Below are 21,413 nucleotides of genomic sequence, written 5' to 3' on the forward strand. Positions count from 1 at the left end.
CGACCCTGACGGGACTCGAACCCGCGACCTTCGCCGTGACAGGGCGACGCGCTAACCAACTGCGCCACAGGGCCTTGCGTACTGCTTTGAAACTGTCCTCTTTGAAACTGTACTGCGTACTCCCAACGGGATTCGAACCCGCGTTGCCGCCTTGAAAGGGCGGAGTCCTAGGCCGCTGGACGATGGGAGCCCGGTTCGGTTTCGGCGAACCGACCGACCCGCGCTCTCCGGTGTCCCCGGGAGCGAACATAACTATAGGACACCCCCGTTTCCGCTTCCGCACAGGGGGTCCCTTAGTTGTTCACAGGGCTGGGACCTGCGAGAACGCGGCGAGTTCAGGATATCAGGGCCGAAGCGTCCCGCAGGGCGCCGAGACGCCCTCGAAGCTCGTCTCGCTCGTCGTCCGTGAGAGTGACGGCGAGGAGTTCGGCCACGCGCTCGTCGGTCAGCTGCTCGGCGTGCCGCCACCGCTGCCGCAGATCGCCCTTGGCCTCCGCCGTGGCGATCAGCGCGTCCGCGGCCTCCTCGGACCACGCGGTGCGCAGGAGACGGCCACGTCCGCCTTCCGGATCCGCGACGACGGCCTCGGGCACCGTCAGGCCCACGGCACGAAGGGCCGCGAAGTGGACACCGCCGCGGAACTCGCGGAACACCATGAGCGCGAACGCCAGGCGCTCGACATCATCTTCGGGACGTCCGGCGAGTTGCCAGCCGGCGAACAACGCGAGACCACTCGCGTCCGCGGCGTCCACGAGCCGGAACAGCAGATCGGCCGGGCGGCCGGGATCGTCGGCACCCGAAAGGTGGACACGCGCCCAGTTCGCCGATGACCGCGAGTAGGCACGGACCGCGGAGGCCGCGTCGAGGGCCGCCATCGCGGGCGGCAGGGCGAGCTCGAAGAGCCAAGACGGGAAGATGCCGAACAGCTCCGCGACCACCTTCGGCGGCGGGTCGCCCAGCACCGCCGAACGCCCTCGCAGGTACAGCGTCCGCGGCGACAAACCCACTTCGGCCTCGACCTCGGCGAGCTCCGGAGAGGTCATGAATTTCCCGCCAAGTACCTGCACCGCGCTCCGGACCTCCCGGGCCACCGCGATCGCCGCTTCGTCGGCCATGTCGCCACACCTTCCCGCCAGTTGATTGGTAACAGTGTTACACAACTAGCGAGCGGCTCGCCAAGACGAACGAAAGCCCGGCCGCGTGGCACACACACCACACGACCGGGCCCTCACGAAACGACTTCAGCGCTGAACGGGCGCCTGCCCGTCCTCATCCAGCGTCAACCCCAGCATGTCCAGCAACTGGACACAGTCATCGACACCCAGCGCGCCATTGGCCACCGCCAACCGGGCACGCCGCACCTGATCATCGGACACCCGCTGGGCATCCCCCTGACCCGTGCGCTGCGCCGGCAGACCACCGGCCAACGTCGTAGAGCTTCCCCCATCGGCACCTTCGTACCGAAGGAGGAACTGTCGAACTTCCACAGACCCACCCATGGTTCCTCCAGACGGCCAACGAACAGCTTGGCCGCGAGGCTAGCCAGAGCCGGCCGCGACACACAGCCCCCCGGAGAGTGAACCTGTCGCCACGCTCCGCACAACGCAGAGCGATCACGCGCACACCCGCGCCACATGAACCACAGCCGAACCACAGGTGGCGCGCCGACCGGAATTCTGCCCGCGCCCACTCGCCCTTCTCAGCAAACCGTGCAACAATCGATTTGCTGACACACCCCCGGTCAGCGCCTGTGGAGATCCCCTCCGACCCCCGCGTTCCTCCCCCTGGCGCGGGGGTCGCTCCGTGTTCTGGGGGGCCACCCCCCAGACCCCCAGGGTCCGTTCGGTGGCGGTTGGTTGCCCCGCACCGGTGACGGTTGAGTGCCTCATCTCAGGTGGCGTGGAGGGTTTTCGTTCTCTTCTTGATCGCTGTTGGTGATCATTGGCCCCGGTTGTTTTGTGGGTGTTGGGCCGTTCGGGGAAAAGATTTGGGTGTGTCGTGGCTCACTGTGGTTGGTTTGCCGAGACCGAACCGTTATCGTGGCCCGGTGCCCCTTCCTTCCCTGAGCCGTCGTAGCGGCAGCCGTACGAACTTGAAGCCGGTCAACCCGGGTCGTCACCGCAACTCCGCCACCAAGGAGGCAGACGCGGTCGTCGAAGACACGGAGCTGACCAGCTACCTTCGTGCCCTCGCGCCAGAGAACGACCCGGAGAGCACCGGCACCGGCAAGCGCTTCGGCGAAGCGCAGGTGTTCCAGCTTCGGATGAACCTCATCGCCTGCGAACAGCTCAAGGACGCCGCCGCCGAGCGCAACCTGTCGCCGCAGGCGCTGGCGCAGGAATGGATCCTCGAGCGCCTCTCGTGGGAGTCGCAGGCCAACTCGGCCCAGCAGCGCCGCCACGAGGAAGCCCACACCGACGAATTCCGCTTCGACGCCAACGCTTGGGAACAGCCGGTCCCCCGCTGATCCCGCCGCCCCGGAACGGAACAGCACACCGGAAGTAGCCTTCAAGGCAAGAAAAAGCCCCCGGCGAGATCGCCGGGGGCTTTTTGATCAGTCTGAGCAACGCCTGAAGGGCGGACTCAGATCGCGCGGACCTTCTGGGCCTGCGGGCCCTTCTGGCCCTGACCGACCTCGAACTCCACTCGCTGATTCTCCTCGAGCGTGCGGAAACCGCGACCCTCGATCTCCGAGTAGTGAACGAAGACGTCGCCCTCGCCGCCATCCTGCGCGATGAAGCCGAAGCCCTTCTCCGCGTTGAACCACTTCACAGTGCCTTGCGCCACCGCTTTACTCCTCGTTGCACATCCGCTTCGAGTGCCTCCGAAGCGACACCCAGACCGTCCCGGGCGGTTCCAACGAGTCGAGCGATAAGCGCGTCACCGGCTCATGGCTCGCGTCAGAAGTTCCGCGAGTGTGAAGCCACGAACACGCAAAACGACGGCCTGAGGGAAGAGTACCGGGATCTGGCCATATTTGAAGCCCGTGATCGGACTCTGGGCACCCCCGAGTACCAAGGTCACCGGAACGTCGTATACGGATCCGTCTTCTGTCGGACCCCCTCGCTACCCTGTCGCCGCACGCCGACCTCCGGTCTTCGCCGGATACGGACCGAAGTCGGTCATGCCCCGATCGTGAACGACGATCCACCCGATTGTGACTCGCATCACTCTCGATCGGATCAACTTAACGGGCGGTCCGGACGTCATGGTCGGTGTACAGGGGAGCAAAGGGGAAGCTTTGAGGTTCACGAAAACCGCGCGCCGCCCAGCGGCGTTCGCGGCACTGGGGTTGGTGGCCGTTCTGACGCTGGGGGCGTGCAGCAGCGAGCCGACCGTCTCGGCCAGCGGGCCGGACGGCGGCGGGCCGGTCAGCAGCGACACCGGCGGGAAGGCGCCCGCGCCCGCCAAACTCACGTACGAACCCGCCGCCGGCGCGCAGGACGTCGCGCCGGGTCAGCCCATCAAGGTCAGCGTCGCCGACGGCACCCTCGACCAGGTCGTCCTGACCAACCCCGAGGGCAAGCAGGTCGCGGGCCAGCCGTCCGAGGACAAGAAGAGCTGGTCCACCACCGAACAGCTCGGCTACGGCAAGGCGTACACGTGGTCCGGCAAGGCCACCGGCACCGACGGCAAGCCCGTCGAGATCGGCGGGGCGTTCACCACGGTCAAACCGCGCAAGCAGGTGGGCGCGAACATCAACGTCTTCGACGGGCAGACCTACGGCGTCGCCATGCCGATCACGCTGACGTTCCCGAGCAAGGTCACCGACAAGGCCTCGGTCGAGAAGGCGCTCTCGGTCGAGACCACGCCGAAGACCGAGGGGTCCTGGGCGTGGGTCCACGACGACACCTCGGTGCACTGGCGGCCGAAGGCCTACTGGCAGCCCGGCACCACGGTGAAGTTCAACGCCAAGATCTACGGCGTCAAAATCGGCGAAGGCGTGTACGGCAAGGAAGACCGCTCGGCGAGCTTCACGATCGGCCGCTCGCAGATCGTCAAGGGCAACACCCAGACCCACCGGCTCGTGGTGATCCGTGACGGCCAGCAGATCGCGGACTACGCGGCCAGCTACGGCCTCGACGCCGACCCGGGCCGTGTCACGCCGAGCGGCACGCACGTGGTGATGTCCAAGCACGACACGTACTCGATGACGAACGAGCGCTACAACTACGAGAACATCGTCGTGCCGTCCGCGGTGCGCTTCTCGACCAACGGCGAATTCATCCACGGCTACGCGCCGTCGATCTGGGCGCAGGGCAAGAAGAACATCTCGCACGGCTGCGTGAACCTGGCGCCGGCGAACGCCAAGGCGTACATGGACGGCGCACTGGTCGGGGACCCCGTCGAGATCGAGGGCAGCACGGTGAAGATCAACCGGGCGCGCGACTACAGCGACTGGACCTACGACTGGGCCGAGTGGACGAAGCTGTCCGCTCTCGCGAGCTGAAGTACTTCCGCGAATCCGGGCGGCCGGAGACCTCCACGGTCTCCGGCCGTTCGTGTTTGTTGCCGTGCGCTGACTGGAACCTTTCGAGGGGCGCGACACCGCGATCAGGCTCCCGTCTCCACGAAAGGCGCCCCGCAAAAGGTTCCAGTGGGCCTCCGGCCCAAGAGAGGCGCACGGGTGAAGTCTCCGTCGGGCGCGGGGCGCCCTTGGGGAGACGTCTCGGGAGACTCTCGAAAAGTCACTGCAACCGAATGGTGGGCGGGACGCATGTCTAACGACGTAAGGCGCCGCGGCCAATGAGCGGCGCCCGGATCGAGGAGACTCTCTTGCGTACTCGTATCGCTCTTTCCCTCGGCGCGCTGCTGCCCGCCGAGGGCGCCGCCTTCGCGACCACGTCGCTCGCGTCGGCCGATCAGAGCGCCCCGACGCCGACGATCACCCAGGCGCCCCAGCCGACCAACGCGCCCACCGCGGCACCGGGCGAGCCGACCCGGGCCACCACCGCCCCGGCGCGTCCGGAGGCGGCCCCGCCGAAGACCAGCGCCGGCGTCGTGAAGCCGGGCGAGCACCGCGTCCCCAAGGCCGTTCCCGCCGGACCGACCGGTGACCTGAACCTCCCCGCCGTCACCGAAGGAGCCGGTAACTAGGTGTCGCTGAGCCGCTCGTCGAAGACCGGGACGGGCTCGCCGTGGGACGGCGAGTTCGCCCGGTACTTCGACGAGCGCGCGCACAGCCTGCGTGCCACCGCGTACCTCCTGTGCGGGGACTGGCACCAGGCCGAGGACATCACCCAGGCCGCGCTGCTGAAGCTGTACCTGGCTTGGCCGAGGCTCTCCCGGCACGACGCGCTCGACGGCTACGCGCGCAAGATCGTGCTGCGGACGTTCCTCTCCGAGCATCGGCGGGTCTGGCGCAAACGGGAGAAGCTCACCGACGACCTTCCCGAGGTCGCGGGTGAAGCGGGCGGCACGGAGCAGGAGATGCTGGTCAGGCATGCCCTGTCCGGTATCGCCCCGAAGCAGCGGGCCGTACTCGTACTGCGGTATTTCGAAGATCTCAGCGTCGAAGAGACGGCCGCGGCGCTGGGCTGCAGCACCGGGAACGTGAAGAGTCAGAGCGCGCGGGGTCTGGCGACTCTGCGCAAGCGGCTCGGGCCGCATTTCAGTGAACTTGCCTTGAGCGGAGCGCACGACGATGGGAGGTGAGGAGATGGACGAGGACATCAAGGGCGTGCTTTCGCACGGGTCGAGCGGTCCCCCGCTGGGTATCCGGGCGGCGGACATCATCGAGAAGGGTGGCCGGATCCGGCGACGGCGCAAGCGGCTGGCCGTGGCGGGCAGTTCGCTGGCGACGGTCGCGGTGATCGTGTTCGGCGCGATCGCCGTCGGTGGCCGCGGCGGTGAGGGATCCGCGCCGGTCCAGCCCGCGGGCCCCGGCCTGTCGACCATCGCCCCGGCACCCGTCTCACCGGCGCCTTCCGAAGAGACTCCTCGGCCGACGGTCGCTCCCGGGGAACCGTCGTCCGCTCCGGTGACGCCCCCGAAGCACGATCAGACGCGCACGACACCCAAGACCCCGCAGCCCGGCCGCACGACGGCCGTCCCTCCTCGTGGGCCGACGCCGACGCAGGGACCGAGCGGGCCACCGACCGCGGTCACGACCCACTGATCTCCTGCCCGGAACGTCCGATTTCCGAGTTGTGACCCAAAGTAATCGGAAATTCTCCGACATCGGCTTCACCTGGTGGTTCGTCACCGTTCTGGGGGAACGACCCTCGCACGACCGATCCAAAGCGCTGAATCAGCACGTTTGAACACCTACGGTCGAGGGAACAAACCCTCGACGATGGGTAAGTAAACGGGTGGGTCGGGAGGTCAAACCCATGGCCGAAGAGGCGCTGAGCGCGTCACATCAGGAAAAAGGGGAACCGGCGGAGGCCCCACCTGAACAGATCAGAAAGGCCGTCGCCGGAGCGGCGATGGGTAACTGCATCGAGTGGTACGACTTCGGTGTATTCGGCTTCATGCCCGCCATCCTGGGGCAGGTCTTCTTCAATGCTTCGAGCACTTCCGAAGGCGCGCTGGCGACCTTCGCGGTCCTCGCGATCACCTTCGTCGTGCGGCCGTTCGGCAGCTTCGTGTTCGGTCCGCTGGGGGACAAGATCGGGCGCCAGAAGGTCCTCGCGCTGACGATCATCCTGATGTCCGGGTCGACGTTCATCATCGGCCTGTTGCCGTCCTACGCGACGATCGGCCCGGCCGCGGCGGTACTGCTGATCCTGTTGCGCACCATCCAAGGCTTCTCGGCGGGCGGTGAGTACGGCGGCGCGGCGACGTTCATCGCGGAGTACGCGCCCGCCCGGCGCCGGGGTTTCTGGGGCAGCTGGCTCGAATTCGGCACGCTCGTCGGCTTCGCGATGGGCGCCGGGTTCGTCACGATCTTCACCGTCGTCCTCGGCGACGAGGCCATGCGCGAATGGGGCTGGCGCCTGCCGTTCCTGATTGCCGGCCCGCTCGGCATCGTCGGTCTCTACCTGCGGAACAAGCTGGAGGACACTCCGCTGTTCCAGGAGATCGAGAAGAAGAACCAGGTCGAGAAGTCGCCGCTGAAGGCCCTGCTCAAGAAGCACTGGACGTCGATCCTGCACCTGATCGGCATCGTGGTGATGCTGAACGTCGCCGACTACATCGTGATCACGTATCTGGAGACCTACCTCAAGGACGTGGTCGGGTTCAGCGGGCACACGCCGTTGCTGATCATCCTGGCGACCATCGGGTTGATGCTGGTCCTGATCGTGCCGGTCGGCATGCTGTCCGACCGCATCGGGCGAAAACCGATCCTGATCACGTGTTGCGCGAGCTTCCTGGTGTTGCCGATCCCGGCGTTCTCCTTGATGGGCGCGGCCGCGGACGACCAGAACGCCTGGCAGCTCATGCTCGGCCTGGTGATGATCGCGGTGCCGCTGGTGCTGATCCTCGCCGTGCTCGCGGCGACGCTGCCGGCGATGTTCCCGACACAGGAGCGCTACAGCGGTTTCTCCATCGGCTACAGCGTTTCCACCGCGGCGTTCGGTGGCACGGCGTCGTACATCATCGGCAGCCTGGTGACCAATACGGGCGACAACCTGTGGCCGGCGTACTACTTGATGGGCGCGGCGGCGATCGCGGCCATCCCGATCCTGCTGCTGCCGGAAACGGCCGGGGTCTCGCTGCGCGGCATCGTGAACTCGCGGATCGCGCGGCGCCGGAAGCCGGAAACGGTCACTCCCGGCGATCCCTCCGAGCTACCCGCGAGTTAACGTCTGTCCATGAGCCGTATCTCGCAGCCGTGGCCGCCGGTCGAAGTCGAACCGGCGACCGTCCACCCGGAAGCCCCGAAACAGGGCAGCCACCTCGGCATTCACTACGGTGAATGCTTCGGGTGCGGCGACGAGATCGAGGCCGGGCTCCACCTGCATTCGACGGTGGGCGAAGGGACGACGGTGTACTCGAAGTTCACCGTCACCTCCGCCCACCAGGGTGCGCCCGGCCTCGCCCATGGCGGCCTGCTGGCCTGCGCCTTCGACGAGGCGCTCGGCGCGACCGTCGGCAATCTGCTGCGCCGCCCCGCCGTCACCGGGAAACTGGAGACGGACTTCCTCCGGCCGGTCCCGGTCGGTTCGACCCTGTACATCGCCACGAAACTGGACGGCGTCGCCGGCCGGAAGATCTACGTGAGCGCCGACGGACGGCTCGACGCCGAAGACGGCCCTGTCGCGGTGCGCGCGCGGGCGTTGTTCGTCCGGGTCGAGTTCGAGCACTTCAGCACCCACGGGGATCCCGAGGCGCTGCAAAAGCTCGCCGCCGCGCACGAGAAGGCCCAGCGCGCCCGCGAGTGGGACATCAACCCCTGAGCGTTTAGTCCTCTGGATACGGTGGTTCGGCATGCGAACTACCGCATCCAGAGGACTAAACGCGTGGCTAGGTGAGTGTCCTGGGCCGGATCGCGTTGGCCTTGTCGACGAGTTCGACTCGCTGGTCGACGGTCCCGGCCAGGCGGGCGAGGGTCCGGTAGCAGCGCTCGAGCCCGAACCGCAGGTCTCGTTCGTCCAGTGCGCAGCCCAGCACCTTCGCGCCCGGCGTCGGCTGGTTCTGCGAGTTGAGCCAGCCGTGGGCCGCTTCGAGCACCTCCGCCGACAAACGGGTGCGGCGTTCGGCGTCGAGCTGCAACCGCTCCAGGCGCGTCGAGGCGTCGACGAGATCCCGCTCGGACACCATCACCGGGTCCTTGCCGCCGCCGTTGATCCTGGTCTTGATCTTGATCGCGGCCACCTGCGCCGCGACGTAGTGCGACGAGGACGCCGGGACGGCTTCGAGCACCTCGATCGCGCTGGCCCTGGCGCCCTGCGCGAGGTACACGCGAGCGAGGCCGAAGGCGGCGCTGACGTACGACCGGTCCGTTCGCCACACCAGCTCGTAGTAGCGCGCGGCGCCGAAATAGTCCCCGACCCCTTCCGCGCTGACGGCCAAGGCCAGCTTCGGCGCGATCTCGCCCGGAAGGTCGTCGTACACCGCTTCGAACGCGACGTGCGCGACGCGGGACCGTCCGCCGGCGAGCTCGATCAGGCCGCGGTACCAGTCGATCCGCCAGTCGTGCGGGAAACCGGCCTTGATCGCGAGGTACTGCGCGGCCTGCAACTGCCGCTGCGCCTCGACCAGTTCACCGAGCTCGATGCGGGCCCGGACGATGCGCAACCGGACCTCGATCGACTCACGCGGTGCCCCGGCCAGCGACTCGATGGCGCCCTTGGGATCGAGGGCGACCGTCGACGCGAGCACGCCTGCCGCCGGGTCGTCAGTGTCGACCTGCGGGATCGGCAGGCCCGAGACCACCTCACCCGGATCCGGCAGCGGCACGCTCCCGCCGTGCTCCGGAACGACCATGTCGACACCGAACGTGCGGGTCTCCGGGCCGAAGACGGTCGAAGCACCGGGGCGCGGTTTCCCGGTGCCCAGCGCCATGATCTCGCGGAGCACACCGGTCAGCTGGTCGGCCATCTCCTCGGCCGCGATGAACCGGCGGTCCGGGTCGGAATGCGTGGCACGCTTCAGGAAACGGTAGTACGAAACGAAAAGCGCGAACAACGGGACGACGTCCGGGCCGGGCAAGGTCGTCTTGTACTTGCTGGTGTAGCCCGAGAACTCGAAGCTGAGGACGGCGAGCGTGCGGCCGACCGTGTACAGATCCGATGCCACCGAAGCGCCGTGGGTCGCCAGTTCGGGCGCGCTGTAGCCGGTGGTGAAGAACAGTGGGCTCTCGTAGTCGTCGACACGGCGGACCGCGCCGAGGTCGATCAGCTTGAGCTGCTCGTGCGTCTGGATGACGTTGTCGGGCTTGAGGTCGCAGTACAGCAGGTTCTGGCTGTGCAGGTAACCCATGGCGGGCAGGATCTCCAGCCCGTAGGCGATCACCTGGCCGATCGGCAACGGCTCCGGGCGCTTCGTCTCGCGGTGGTGCGCGAGCGCGAGCTGCCGCAGCGACTGGCCGCCGACGTACTCCATGACGATGTACCCGACCGAATTGCCGGTGTCGCCGTCCGGATGCTGCACGAAGTTGTGGATCTTGACGATGTTGGGATGCTCGACCTCGGCGAGGAACCGCTGCTCGTTCGCGGCGGCCGCCATCGCGGTGGCGTCACCGGTGTCGATCAGGCCCTTGAGCACCACCCAGCGGTCGCTGACGTTGTGGTCCTGCGCGAGGTAGATCCAGCCGAGCCCGCCGTACGCGAGCGCGCCGAGCACCTCGTACTGGCCGCCGACGATCTCGTTCGGCCGCAGCTTCGGGACGAAGGAGAACGGGTTCCCGCACTTCTCGCAGTTGCCCTCTGGTGAACCGGGTTCACCGTCCTTGCCGCGGCCGACCTTGGCACTGCAGTTGCCGCAGAAGCGTTTCTCCTCCGACACCATCGGGTTCTCGAGGACCGCGGACGCCGGGTCGCGATACGGCACCTGCGGGACGTCGACGAGCCCGGCGCCGAGACGGCCGCGACGCGAGGTGCGGGACGACGTCCGGCGCGCGGTGCCGGGGAACGAACCCGTGCCCGTGCCCGTTCCCGTGCCGGTTCCGGTGCCCCGGCTGCCCGATCCGGTGCCGGTGCCGGTCCCCCGGCTTTCGCTGGACCGTTCGGGGAGGACGCTTTCCGTACCCGGATCCGGCAGCGGCCCCGGGCCGTTGTCGACGCGCGGCGTCGGCGGCATGATGCTCTGCGTCTCCGGCGTCGGCGAGGAGAGCACGCTGGTCGGCTGCGGCGCGTCGGCGGGCGCCTGCCACGCCGGGCGGACGACCTGGGTCTGCGGGCTCACCGGGGCCATGTCACCCGGCGGACGCGTCGGATCCTCCGCGCCGGGGATCGGCCGCTGCTGGCCGCGCGGCGGCGTCTGCGGACGCTGGACCGGGGCGTGATAGATCGTGCGCTCGGCGTCCTTCTCCGGCTCGGGCTGCTGCTTCGGCCGCGGAGGCTCGTTGAGATCGAGCCTGCCGGAAATGGACGGTTCGGGCGTTTCCCAGCGGACCGGCGCCGGCGGCGTCCAGGAGGCGGGCTCCGCCTCGCGATCCGGCGTGGCGTCGTCCGGCGCTGCGTGCCGAGGACGGCGCGGCTCTTCCGACACTGGTACCTCCCGAAATCCCCGCGACAGCGTCAGACCTGATCCTAGACGTGAGCAGGCAGGTCGTGCCCGCGCCGGGTCGAACCCGCTACGGTGCGAGAGAGAACCGATTCAGCAGGTGATGAGGGGGAGGGACCGGTGCCTGCGTCATTTTCGATGTCGATGGCCCAGCTCGACGTCATACTCGAAGAACTCGGGCTCGGCAGATTCGTGCTGCCCTACGAAATCCCGACCGTCGGAACCACCTTCACGGAACGCGAGCGGCACTGCGAAGAAATCTGGGCCGAGCTGGCCGATCGAGGCTTCGCCCGCGACCGCGAACTCCTGCGCGACCACGAACAGACACTCCGGCTCTGGGCCACCGGGGACTTCGTCGTCACCATGGAGGCGCACGAAGTCGAGCAGGACGCCGAATACCTCTACCGGGGCGCTTGGAACAGCAGTCTCGGCGTCGTGAGCCAGCAACGCGGATTCGACATCCTCTTCGAGCCGGTCTACCCCGAACAGGTCGTCGCGACCCTGCTCGGTTACCTGCCGTCACTCCAGCCGTTCCCCGGACGGGTGACGACGTCCAGCACCCTCCCGCCGTCCAAACGACCGGACGACCCGTTCGACGAGGACCCGAACAACCTCCGCCTCGGCGCCGCCGGCCGCTTCTTCGAACACCCGCTCGCGCGACTGGGCACGATCAGCCTCACCCTGCGCGACGACCGGGGCAAACCGCAGCAGAAGAGCGTCCAGTGGTTCGACAGCGTCCAGGGCCGCTTCATGCTCACCACCGACCGCTTCCCCGACGGCGAAGTGCGCCGCACGTTCACCCCGACGAGTGGCTCCCACCTGGCACGATGGGTCCACGACCTGGTCGAAGCCGCCCGCGTCGGCAGCGCGTGATCCTCGCCGGAAGGCGGGCTTCGAGGCCGTTCCCGCTGATATCGTGATCTGACGAGCGCTACGAGTAACCGGGACTTGGTACAGGGGAGAGACCATGACTGACGGCACCGGCGGACCGCCGGGCAACTTCTCGGACATCCTGGGCGACTTCTCGGCGCAGGCCGACCGGATGGTGAAGGCCGCGAAGGACGGGGACTTCAAGGTCAGCGAAGAGGCCGGGGAGGCGCTGAAGACCGCCATCAACGATTACATCACCGACTGGGCATACAACCAGATCCGGTTCCAACGTCTTACGGAAACGCCCAAGTTGGGTACTGGCCCGTTCGCGCAGCAAGTCGGCCAGCACGCGATCCTGGTGGCTGACGGCGACGAGTTGTCAGCCAAGACTCAGCTTGACGCGTTGCGCGATGTCCTCAACCGCGCCGAAGAAGCCATCAATCTTGCCAAGTCCAAGTATTTACAGCGAGACACCGCCAACGCCGACCAGCTGAAATCTCTCCAAAAGGACTGACAAAGATCGACATGATCACGAAATCACAGAGCCTGCTCGTCGTCTCTTTGTCGGCCCTGCTCGCTGTCGGACTTTCCGCCTGCTCCACAGAGAACCCCGGCAACGCCACACCTGTGCAGACGCAGCCCGGTGGAACGTCGGTATCGGCGAGCACCGCACCTGAGGACGTCTTCGGAAAGCTGAAAGCCTGCGACCTGCTGGAGCCGACGAGCACAGCCAAGGGCTTCGACCCACCTGCCGAAGAAACCTACGAGAGCGACAACGGCTGCGGCACACGGAAGTACGGGTACGGCTCGGTGACCCTTTACCTCGTTCCCGAGGCCGGGATCGACCAACTGTCTGCCGGCCAAGGAACCAAAATCCCGACGAAGGTCGGTGAACGGGACGCGGTCGAAATCCCTGGAGACGCTGGCAAACAGGCCTGCACGGTGGCGATCGCCGTCACCCCGAACGCCCGGATGACGGCATCGACCGGTCTGAACAAGGGAACCAACGAAGAAGCCTGCGCGCTCTCCCGCGAGATCGCGACGGCCGCTGAACCGAAGCTGCCCAAGGGAAGCTGATGATGTCTCGTGTCCGCCTTGGTTCGCTGATCGCGGTACTCGCGGTTGCGGCGAGTGGCTGCTCGTCGGAGCTTCCAGGCAGCGCCATCGCCTCGGAACCGAGCGTGGCACCGGCGAACTCGGACAGCCGGCCAGCCGAGGTATTCGGTGACCTCAAAGCATGCGACCTTCTCGAGCCGACCACGACTCCCAAAGGTTTCGATGCGCCAGTCGTCGAGACAGCCGAGAGCGATAATGGATGTGCGGCTCAAAGACGCGGCTACGCCTCCGTGAGCATCTACCTCGTCCCCGAAGCCGGGATCGACCAGCTGTCTCCAGGACAAGGAACCAAGATTCCGACGAAGGTCGGCGGCCGTGAGGCCGTGGAAATTCCCGGCGACTCCGGGACTGAAGCCTGCACGGTGGCGATCGCCGTCACTCCCAACGCCAGGATGACCGCATCGACGTCCCTCAACGAGGGCACGAACGAAGAAGCGTGTGTTCTCGCCAGGGAACTGGCCGTCGCCGCTGAGCCCAAGCTCCCCAGGGTGGGCTGATGTCCGTTCGCCCTCGCTCTCTGATCGCGCTGATCGCAGCACTCGCGATCGCGGCGAGTGGCTGCTCGCCTGAGCTTCCAGGCAGTGCCGTCGCCTCGGGACCTAACGCGGCCCCGGCGAAGTCGGACAACCGGTCAGGCGATGTGTTCGGGAACCTGAAGGCTTGCGACCTGCTTGGGGCGACCACGACGCCCAAAGGCTTCGAGCCACCCGTCGTCGAGACAGCCGAGAGCGACAACGGCTGCGCGACGCGCAAGAGACGTTACGGGTCCGCGCGGCTATATCTCGTCTCGGAGGCAGGAATCGATCAACTGTCCGCCGGTCAAGGAACCAAAATCCCGACGAAGGTCGGTGAACGCGACGCGGTCGAAATCCCTGGAGACGCTGGCAAACAGGCCTGCACGGTGGCGATCGCCGTCACCCCGAACGCCCGGATGACGGCATCGACCGGTCTGAACAAGGGAACCAACGAAGAAGCCTGCGCGCTCTCCCGCGAGATCGCGATGGCTGCTGAACCGAAGCTGCCTAGAGGCAACTGACTACGGAACGAGAGGGACCATGGTCAACGTCGGGCAAGACGACTTCGACAGCAAGTTTTCGGCGATGGGCAACACCGGCCGGACGTACGAGGCCAAGCGGTACTCCGAAACGTACGAGGAGGTCAACGCGGGTCCGGGCGGCAACTCCCTGACGGCGAGGCTGACGGCTGAAGCGAAGGCGGGGCAGTACTCGGCCGATCAGGCTGCGGCGCTGGCGCAAGGCCAGCAGTTCCGCGCCGGGCTCAATCCGTCGGAACAGCGCTATGAAGCCGTCCCACACGGCGAGCTGAAGAACATGGTCACGCAGGACCTCGATCCGGGGGACATCGATGAGAAGGGGCAGCTCTGGAACAACCAGGGCAACTCGCTGAACACCTTCAGCAACGCCGTCCGTGACGCGATCGGCAAAGAGGGCGAGCATTGGCAGGGGGACGGTGCCAAGTCGGTCACCGACTTCTTCACCAACGTCAGCAAGTGGGCCGACACCGCGGGTGACGGCGCGTATCTCGCGTCCAACCGGTTCTCCCAGTCGGCGGCCGCGGCCACCACCGCGAAGAACTCCATGCCCGAAGAGGTTCCTTTCGACCGCAACACCGAGTACAAGAACGCCCTCGGTCAGCTCGCGTCGGGGAATTACGCGGGTGCGGTGGACACGGTCAGCAACATCTCGGCCAAGCAGGAGCAGTCGTTCCAGGCGCATCAGCAGGCCGCGCAGGTGATGCACACCTACGACCAGTCGCTCTTCGACGTCAATTCCAAGCAGCCCACGTTCGCTCCGCCGCCGGAGATGGGCGATTCGACGGCGGCGTCCGGGTTTTCCGGGGGTACCGAGGCCAAGGGCTTCAGCAGCGGTGGGCCGGGGCCCAACAGTGGTCCTGGGCCTGGGATGCCGGGGCCGGGTGGCGGGCCGAGCGGGCCGACGCCGGGGCCGGGGATCACCACGGGCGGCGGGCACACCGGGGTTTCCGGGCCGAATCAGCCGTTCGGTGGGTCGCAGGGGTCGTTCCGGCCGGGGCCGACGCCGGGGCTGGCCGCGATGAACGGGCCTGGCCCGACCGGTCTCGGGCGGCTGGGCAGCGAGCAGTATCGCGGGAAGCCCGGCCGGACGCCGAGTGGGCCCGGGGGCAGTGCGGCGAGCCGGTTGACCGGTGGCGGCGGTGGCGGCGGGTTCGGGCGCAACGGCGGGTCGGGCAATGTCGCCGAGCGGCTCGCGGGCGGCAAGGTTTCGGCCGGTGACGCCGAAAAGCTCGCGGGCAAGGGCGGCGGGTCCGGGGCGGGCAAGCTGCCGGAGGAGCGTGTCACGCGGGGAGGTGCGGCCGCCGCGGGCAAGAGCGGCGGGCCGGGCGCCATGGGCGGGGGCGCTCCCGGTGGCAGGGGGCAGAAGGAAGAGGACAAGGAAAAGAAGGCCCCGAACTACCTGCAGGAGGAAGACGCCGACGTCTTGTTCGGCGGTTACGAAGGCGAGATGAAGCCGGTGCCGCCGGTGATCGGCGACAAGTCCCCGTAAGCAGAAGCGGGCCGTTCGGAAGCGAATCCCGAACGGCCCGTTCTCACTTGTACACCGCCGCGGGCGGCGTCCCGCCTTCGAGTTTGTTCCCGATCCATTTCGCGTAGATCGACTGCCACGCGCCGCCGCGCACGTTCTCCAGCACGGCGTTCACGTACCGCACCATGTCCTCGTTCTCCTTCGGGACACCGATACCGTAGTTCTCCTCGGTGAACCGGTTCCCCACGATCTTCAGCGTCGGGTCCTGCGCGAGCATCCCGGCGAGGATGACGTCGTCCGTGGACACGGCCTCGACCTGCTTCTGCTGCAGCATCACCAGGCAGTCGGACCAGTTGTCCACCGAGACCGGCACCGGCTTCGAGGGATCCGACGCGATCTTCGTCAGCGAGGTCGACGTCTTGGTCGCGCACACCCGCCGCCCGCCGAGGTCCGAAAGCTGGGTGACCTTCGAGCCGGATTCGACCAGGATCCGTTGCCCCGCCTGGTAATACGCGGTCGAGAAGTTGACCTTCTTCAGCCGGCTGCAGGTGATGCTGTAGGTCCGCACCACGATGTCGACCTGCTTCTTCTCAAGCACTTCTTCGCGCAGTTTCGACGGGATCGCCCGGAACTGCACGCGGCCTTCCGCGCTGCCGAAGATGGCCTTCGCGATCTCGTTGACCATGTCGATGTCGAAGCCTTCGAGCTGGCCAGACGTCGGATTCCGGAAACCGAACAGGAACGTCGTCTGGTCGACGCCCGCGACGAGTTTGCCGTTCTCCTTGATCTTCGCCATCGTCGAGCCGCTGGTGATCGACGTGCCGTTGGTCGGCCGCAGGCTGGCCAACGGGTTGCAGCTCGTGTCGGTCGTACCGCCACCGCCGGCGTTGTCGGCGCCGCCGACGTTCGCGGGCAACGGCGGCGCGACGTCGCCGACGGGCGCCGGGTCGACCGGCGCCCCCGCGCTGCCGCAAGCCGTCACCAGCACGAGGACCGCGCCGAGCACGGCCCCTCGCAGACCGTTCCGTATCACCGGTACTCCCTCAGCCGTTCACGGATTCCCAACGCGGATCCCGCCGCCGCGAGCAACGCCAGCACCGCGATCCCCGGCGGGAGCAGGGTCAGCGCGCGTTCGGCGCCGCGGGTGTCGTCGAGGAATTCCTGTCGTCCCACGTTGATCGCGGCCACCAGGTTCTCGTCGAGCCGCAGGAACGCCCCGGCCGCGCCGTCCTTCTTGTCGTCGCGGGTGGCCGTGCCGACGGCGTCCTGGTAAAAGCCGTCGTCGTCCTGGCGCCGCACCTCGGCGTGCGCCTTGAACCACGCCGACGCCGCTTGGATCGCCGCGTCCACCTTCTCGGCGGCCGCGCCGCCCGCCGCGAGGCCGCGTGCCTCGCCCAGCAGACCGCCTTGCCCGTCGGTGCCGCCGAGTTGCGCGGCGAGGTCACCGAAGTCCTTTTCGTACGCCGCGCCGTCGCCGCGGGCGACGAGGGTCAGCGTCTCGTCGGCTCGTGCCTGCAGCGCCGCGATACGGGCGCGCACGAGGACGTCCACCTGGTGCGAGCCGTCTTCCTCGCCACTGCCGACGAGGCTGCTCTGCACGATCAGCGCCACCGCGCCCCACAGCAGGGCGACGACCACCGACGCGGTCGCGACGACGAGGCCGACGTTCAGCAGCCGGTTGGTCTTCCGCGTCAGATGCACCTGCGTGACGATCAGGGCGGCGAGCAGTGCGAGCACCAAAGCCGTTGCCAGCCAAGGGAATCCGGTCGCGTCGTCTTGTTCGGCGGCGAGCCGGTCGGTGTCGATGCGGTACAGATCCTGTGCGGCGGGAAGGATTTTCGCCCGCATCAGCTCGGATGCCTCCCGCAGATACGAGGCACCGACGGGATAACCCTGCCGGTTGTAGACACGCGCGGTCTCGATCAGTCCTGTGTAGACAGGGATCTCGCGGCCGAGGGTGTTGATCTGCTCGGCGGCTTCGTCGACGCCGGAGGAGTCCGATGCCGCCTTCGCCAGCGCCGCCCCGGCTTCCGCGATGTCGCGTTCGTACCGCTGGCGCATCGGGAGCGGCTCGGTGCCGATCGAGAGGAACGAACTGGCCGCTGTCGCGTCGGCGTCCGAAAGCGCGCGGTAGACCTGCTGCGCGGCGGCGGCCAGCGGTTCGCGGTGGTCGATCAGGCCGTTGATCGTGTCCTTCTTGTCCTGCGCGGCCAGCGTGCCGAACAGTCCCGCGACCAGCGACAGCAGCACGAGGCCGATCGCGATCACCGACAGCCTGCCCGGCGTGGTCGCCGCGGACCGAATGACCGCGCGGATCCCGTTCCCCGGCAGTTCGAGCAGCCCGGCGATCCCGCTGCGGCCCTCCGGCGCAGGGGGCGGCGCGGGGCTCCCCGGCGGCCCCGGCCGGGTCACAGTGCTCGTCATCGCCGATCCTCCCCATTGGTTCTACCCGCAAAGAAGGTATCCGAGTCGGGATCAGCGCAGCCAGTGACACCGGCGTGTGTCATCTGCACGTGATCTCAGAGGCCCTTTTCCAGTCCGTAGCGCACTGCCTGCGCACGATTGCGCACACCGATCTTGGCGAACGCGTGGTTGATGTGGCTTTTCACGGTGGCCTCGCCGATGTACAGCTCGGTGGCGATTTCCGGATTGGACAACCCGCGCGCGATGAGGCCGAGCACTTCGGCTTCGCGGGCGGTGAGCCCGTCCGGGAGTTCGACCTTGGCCCGCGTGACCGTTCTGGCTTCGAGCGCGGCGACGAGTCTGTCGGAGACTTCGGCGGCGAAGATCGCCTGTCCGTTGGCGGCGGAGCGGATGGCCGCCCCGATATCGGCGCGTCCGGCGTCCTTGGTCAGGTAACCGCGGGCTCCGGCGCGCAGCGCGTCCGCGATCGAGGCGTCGTCCGCGTACGTCGTGAGGACGACGACGGCGACGTCCGGGTGATCGCGTTTGAGCAGTCTGGTGGCGGCCACCCCGTCCAGGACGGGCATGCGCAGGTCCATCAGCACGACGTCGGCCGCGGTGTGGCCGAGCAGGTCGAGCGCTTGCCGTCCGTCGCCCGCCGAGCCGGCGACCTCGACCCCGTCGATCAGCCCGAGCAGGGCGACGAGCCCTTCGCGCATGACCTGCTGGTCATCGACCACGACCACCCGGATCACGTCCGCACCACCGCCTCCACCGTCCAGTGCCCGTCGGCAGGGCCCGCGGTCAGCGTGCCACCGGCGAGTGCGAGCCGCTCCCTCATCCCGGTGAGACCGAATCCGCCGGTGTCCGCCGATCGGCCGGTTTCGCCGAGTTCGTTCCACACCCGCAAGCGAACCTCCGCCGGAGTGAAGTGCAGCCGGAGCGACACCGGCTGCCCGGCGGCGTGCTTGGCCGCGTTGGTCAACGCCTCCCGCGCGACGCCCACCAGCGAGACCACCTCGGCGGACGGCAGTGGCCGCTGCTCCCCCTCGACCTCGAACGACACGCCGTCGTGGTGCGCGTCCGCCAGCCGCCGCAAGGCTTCGGCCAGCGACGGGACGTCGCTGCGCAAGGCGGCGACCGCGTCCCGCGCCTCGGCGAGCCCGTCCGCGGCCAGCCGCCGCGACAACCGGACCCTGCCGAGCGCACCGTCCACATCGGACTTCTCGGCCAGCAGCGCCTCGGCGACCTCCAGGTGGATTCCCAGCGCTCCCAGCGAATGCGCGAGGACGTCGTGGATCTCCCTGGCGATCCGCGTGCGCTCGTCGAGCGCGGCGGCCCGCGCGTGTTCGGTCTGCGCCAGCCTGGTCTGCTCCAGCAGCGCGGCCGCCTGCGCCGCCTGCACCTCGTACTGCCGCCGGTTCAACCCCAGCAGCATAAGCACGAGCAGCACGCCGACGTTGCCGAACACCAGCGGCCCGGACGCGCCCGCGACCAGGCCGGTGACCGCCGCGAGGCCCGCGTCGAGCCCCACCACCCCCACGATGGCGGCCACCGACGGCTCGGTCAGGGTGGCGAACCGGCTGACCGTGACCACCGCCAGCACGATGGCGGAGGAGTCCTCCGCCCAGCCGAGCGCGATCGACGGCGCGACGCTCGCCACCGCGAGCAGGACGGTCGCCACCCGGGGGAACCGCGGGGAGGCCGCGACGAAACCCAGCCAGCACGCCGCGCAGACGCCGTAAGCCGTCCAGATCCACGCGCTGGACTCGCTCGCGGTCAGCAGCACCACCACGACCGCGGCCGTGCCGAGCAGCTGGACGACCAGCCAGCTGGGCGCGATCGTGTCCGGCAGCAGCGGCCGCTCCCGCTTCCTCATCTCCCCCCTCAGTGATCGCTCAGCCGCGTGATCATCTCGACCAGGATCAGCCGGTAGGCCAGGAATCCCAGCAGGACGACGACCCCTGCGACGACCAGCACCAACAGGCCTTTCGCGTTCATCTTTCCCATGACACGGACGTTAGGCACGCCGAGGGGTGGACCGGGACCATCGCCGGGTCGACCCCGGGGTGGAGGTTCAGGCGCGGACGGCGGGCGCGACGGAATACGGGAGGACCTCGCCGTCTGCGGGCCGTTCGACGAGCACCTCGACATCGTCCGCGAAACGGTACGGCCTGCCCAGCAGGATCCCGCCGAAATGCCGCCGCATCCTGGACATCTCGGCGCGGACGGTGACGGTGCGGCCCGCGTCGCCGAACAGGTCGCGCGACAGTTCCGACGCCGACCTCCCCTCGCGATGACGCGCGAGGACGTACAGCATCTCCGCGTGCCGCGGGCTCAGCCGATGCGACCACGTGCCTGCCTCGCCCGAGACGCGCAGCGTGCTCTCGCGCGCCGACCTCAGATCGAGCACGACCCGCGTCGGCGGCACGTCCTCCTCCTCGGTGAGCCGGACGAGCCACCCGCCCGGCAGCGGCTCCAGCAGGCAGTTCCCGTAGGTGGGGAGCCAGGTCCGGCCCGCGGTCGCGTCGTTCGGCAGCGCGATCCGGCCGACCGGGACGAGGCCAGCCGACGCCGCGATCCAGCCGTGCGGGTCGGCGATCACCGCCCTGCCCTTCACCTTGGCGAGCAAGGGTGACGCCAGCCCGCGCAGCTGTTCGAGCTCCGAGAGATGGGTGGTGCGCAGCTGCGCTTCGGCGAGTTTCGCGACCGTGTCGACCAGTGCGAGGGTGGTCGGATGCACGGTGGAGGCCGGGCCGGAGAGGTCGACGACGCCGAGCAGCCTGCCGTCCCTCGGATCGTGCAGCGGCGCGGCGGCGCAGGTCCAGTCGTGCTGGCTACGGACGTAGTGCTCGGCCGAGTAGACCTGCACCGGATGCCGGACCACCAGCGCGGTTCCCATGGCGTTGGTGCCGACGGCGTTCTCACGCCAGTCGACGCCGTCGACCAGGCCGAGCCCGTCGGCGCGGCGGCGGACCGCGGTGCTGCCGTCACGCCAGAGGACGCGGCCGTCCGCGTCGACGACGACCATGATGTGCGCGGCCTGTTCGGCGAGGCTGATCAGGCCGCCACGCAGGGCGGGCAGGACGGCGGCGAGACCGCTCTCGCGACGGCGGGCTTCCAGCTGTTCCATGGCGAGCGCGGGAACCGGCGCGCCGCGGTCCGGGTCCAGGCCGAGCCGGCGCATCCGCTGCCAGGACGCGCCGATGACCGCGCGCGGATGGCTCGGGAGCGCGCGACCGGAGAGGGCGGCCTCGTGCACTTCGGCGAGGGCGCGCGCGTGACGGCGCGGATCCGCGCCGACCGGCAAAGCCGCCTCCAGCCGCACCTGGCCCACTCCTTTGGTCCGTTTCGACCAGTGTGCCCGGCGGCCCCGGCGTGCGGAAGGCT

The 21,413-nt window shown here is 68.4% G+C and carries 23 protein-coding genes and 2 tRNA genes; 13 read left to right on the forward strand and 12 right to left on the reverse strand.

The genetic code is table 11. The features are described from left to right. The 4 genes from DMH03_RS01995 to DMH03_RS02010 form a co-directional block, all read right to left on the reverse strand. Positions 1-74 (reverse strand) — tRNA-Asp (locus DMH03_RS01995). Positions 75-117: 43 nt separating this feature from the next. Further along, positions 118-190: transfer RNA gene (locus tag DMH03_RS02000), tRNA-Glu, on the reverse strand. 145 nt (positions 191-335) lie between these two features. Next, positions 336-1,115, reverse strand: coding sequence for a hypothetical protein (locus DMH03_RS02005; RefSeq protein WP_125790299.1), 780 nt, complete (start codon positions 1,113-1,115; stop codon positions 336-338). A gap of 126 nt (positions 1,116-1,241) precedes the next feature. Further along, the gene (locus tag DMH03_RS02010) at positions 1,242-1,499 is read right to left on the reverse strand and encodes a hypothetical protein (protein ID WP_020633070.1); all 258 of its coding nucleotides are present in this window, start codon (positions 1,497-1,499) and stop codon (positions 1,242-1,244) included. Between the two features lie 548 nt (positions 1,500-2,047). Here DMH03_RS02010 and DMH03_RS02015 point away from each other — a divergent pair. After that, positions 2,048-2,467: a hypothetical protein gene (locus tag DMH03_RS02015; RefSeq protein ID WP_125779723.1), complete on the forward strand. Its 420-nt coding sequence runs from the start codon at positions 2,048-2,050 to the stop codon at positions 2,465-2,467. Positions 2,468-2,583: 116 nt separating this feature from the next. Here DMH03_RS02015 and DMH03_RS02020 read toward each other — a convergent pair whose 3' ends face one another. After that, a complete protein-coding gene (locus DMH03_RS02020) occupies positions 2,584-2,787 on the reverse strand; it encodes a cold-shock protein (RefSeq protein ID WP_003097368.1) in 204 nt (67 codons plus the stop codon). A 421-nt stretch (positions 2,788-3,208) separates the two neighbouring features. On the opposite strand from DMH03_RS02020, the gene DMH03_RS02025 reads away from it, so the two are divergent. The 6 genes from DMH03_RS02025 (at position 3,209) to DMH03_RS02050 (ending at position 8,342) form a co-directional block, all read left to right on the forward strand. Continuing rightward, positions 3,209-4,450 carry an Ig-like domain-containing protein gene (locus DMH03_RS02025; RefSeq protein WP_125790300.1) on the forward strand — a complete coding sequence of 414 codons (1,242 nt, stop codon included), beginning with the start codon at positions 3,209-3,211 and terminating at the stop codon, positions 4,448-4,450. Between the two features lie 326 nt (positions 4,451-4,776). Further along, positions 4,777-5,097: a hypothetical protein gene (locus DMH03_RS02030; RefSeq protein WP_370310625.1), complete on the forward strand. Its 321-nt coding sequence runs from the start codon at positions 4,777-4,779 to the stop codon at positions 5,095-5,097. Then, a complete protein-coding gene (locus DMH03_RS02035; RefSeq protein WP_125790302.1) occupies positions 5,098-5,655 on the forward strand; it encodes a SigE family RNA polymerase sigma factor in 558 nt (185 codons plus the stop codon). It begins immediately after the preceding gene. A 4-nt stretch (positions 5,656-5,659) separates the two neighbouring features. Next, entirely contained in the window at positions 5,660-6,118 is a 459-nt protein-coding gene (locus tag DMH03_RS02040; RefSeq protein ID WP_233611230.1) for a hypothetical protein, read from the forward strand. Positions 6,119-6,332: 214 nt separating this feature from the next. Then, positions 6,333-7,748, forward strand: a complete 1,416-nt coding sequence (locus DMH03_RS02045; RefSeq protein WP_125790304.1) for an MFS transporter — start codon at positions 6,333-6,335, stop codon at positions 7,746-7,748. Between the two features lie 9 nt (positions 7,749-7,757). Further along, the gene (locus tag DMH03_RS02050; RefSeq protein ID WP_125787390.1) at positions 7,758-8,342 is read left to right on the forward strand and encodes a PaaI family thioesterase; all 585 of its coding nucleotides are present in this window, start codon (positions 7,758-7,760) and stop codon (positions 8,340-8,342) included. A gap of 67 nt (positions 8,343-8,409) precedes the next feature. Here DMH03_RS02050 and DMH03_RS02055 read toward each other — a convergent pair whose 3' ends face one another. Continuing rightward, positions 8,410-11,097, reverse strand: a complete 2,688-nt coding sequence (locus DMH03_RS02055) for a tetratricopeptide repeat protein (protein WP_125790305.1) — start codon at positions 11,095-11,097, stop codon at positions 8,410-8,412. Positions 11,098-11,232: 135 nt separating this feature from the next. On the opposite strand from DMH03_RS02055, the gene DMH03_RS02060 reads away from it, so the two are divergent. From DMH03_RS02060 to DMH03_RS02085, 6 genes are all read left to right on the forward strand, one after another. Then, positions 11,233-11,985, forward strand: a complete 753-nt coding sequence (locus DMH03_RS02060; RefSeq protein WP_233611231.1) for an ESX secretion-associated protein EspG — start codon at positions 11,233-11,235, stop codon at positions 11,983-11,985. Between the two features lie 94 nt (positions 11,986-12,079). Continuing rightward, positions 12,080-12,496 (forward strand): hypothetical protein, encoded by a 417-nt coding sequence (locus DMH03_RS02065; RefSeq protein ID WP_125790306.1) that lies wholly within the window; start codon positions 12,080-12,082, stop codon positions 12,494-12,496. 47 nt (positions 12,497-12,543) lie between these two features. Beyond that, entirely contained in the window at positions 12,544-13,059 is a 516-nt protein-coding gene (locus tag DMH03_RS02070; protein ID WP_158633057.1) for a DUF3558 family protein, read from the forward strand. A gap of 2 nt (positions 13,060-13,061) precedes the next feature. After that, on the forward strand, positions 13,062-13,595 hold the full coding sequence (locus DMH03_RS02075; RefSeq protein WP_233611348.1) for a DUF3558 family protein: 534 nt from the start codon (positions 13,062-13,064) through the stop codon (positions 13,593-13,595). After that, the gene (locus tag DMH03_RS02080) at positions 13,595-14,134 is read left to right on the forward strand and encodes a hypothetical protein (protein WP_125790309.1); all 540 of its coding nucleotides are present in this window, start codon (positions 13,595-13,597) and stop codon (positions 14,132-14,134) included. The genes DMH03_RS02075 and DMH03_RS02080 overlap by 1 nt, the downstream gene beginning before the upstream one ends. 19 nt (positions 14,135-14,153) lie before the next feature. Continuing rightward, complete coding sequence (locus DMH03_RS02085; protein ID WP_125790310.1) at positions 14,154-15,641, forward strand: PPE domain-containing protein; 1,488 nt, start codon at positions 14,154-14,156, stop codon at positions 15,639-15,641. 43 nt (positions 15,642-15,684) lie between these two features. Here DMH03_RS02085 and DMH03_RS02090 read toward each other — a convergent pair whose 3' ends face one another. The 6 genes from DMH03_RS02090 to DMH03_RS02110 all read right to left on the reverse strand — a co-directional run bounded on the left by DMH03_RS02090 (position 15,685) and on the right by DMH03_RS02110 (position 21,360). Continuing rightward, positions 15,685-16,650, reverse strand: coding sequence for a glutamate ABC transporter substrate-binding protein (locus DMH03_RS02090; protein ID WP_125791494.1), 966 nt, complete (start codon positions 16,648-16,650; stop codon positions 15,685-15,687). Then, a complete protein-coding gene (locus DMH03_RS42235) occupies positions 16,650-18,044 on the reverse strand; it encodes a hypothetical protein (protein WP_125790311.1) in 1,395 nt (464 codons plus the stop codon). The genes DMH03_RS02090 and DMH03_RS42235 overlap by 1 nt, the downstream gene beginning before the upstream one ends. A 95-nt stretch (positions 18,045-18,139) precedes the next feature. Beyond that, positions 18,140-18,778 (reverse strand): response regulator transcription factor, encoded by a 639-nt coding sequence (locus tag DMH03_RS02100; RefSeq protein WP_125790312.1) that lies wholly within the window; start codon positions 18,776-18,778, stop codon positions 18,140-18,142. Then, positions 18,775-19,902, reverse strand: a complete 1,128-nt coding sequence (locus tag DMH03_RS02105) for a sensor histidine kinase (RefSeq protein ID WP_125790313.1) — start codon at positions 19,900-19,902, stop codon at positions 18,775-18,777. The genes DMH03_RS02100 and DMH03_RS02105 overlap by 4 nt, the downstream gene beginning before the upstream one ends. A gap of 8 nt (positions 19,903-19,910) precedes the next feature. Further along, positions 19,911-20,033 (reverse strand): hypothetical protein, encoded by a 123-nt coding sequence (locus tag DMH03_RS42835; protein ID WP_255431224.1) that lies wholly within the window; start codon positions 20,031-20,033, stop codon positions 19,911-19,913. 67 nt (positions 20,034-20,100) lie between these two features. Then, complete coding sequence (locus tag DMH03_RS02110) at positions 20,101-21,360, reverse strand: GAF domain-containing protein (protein ID WP_125790314.1); 1,260 nt, start codon at positions 21,358-21,360, stop codon at positions 20,101-20,103. Positions 21,361-21,413 lie beyond the last annotated feature (53 nt).

This window comes from Amycolatopsis sp. WAC 01376 (assembly GCF_003947415.1).
In the GTDB taxonomy this organism is placed as follows: Bacteria; Actinomycetota; Actinomycetes; order Mycobacteriales; family Pseudonocardiaceae; genus Amycolatopsis.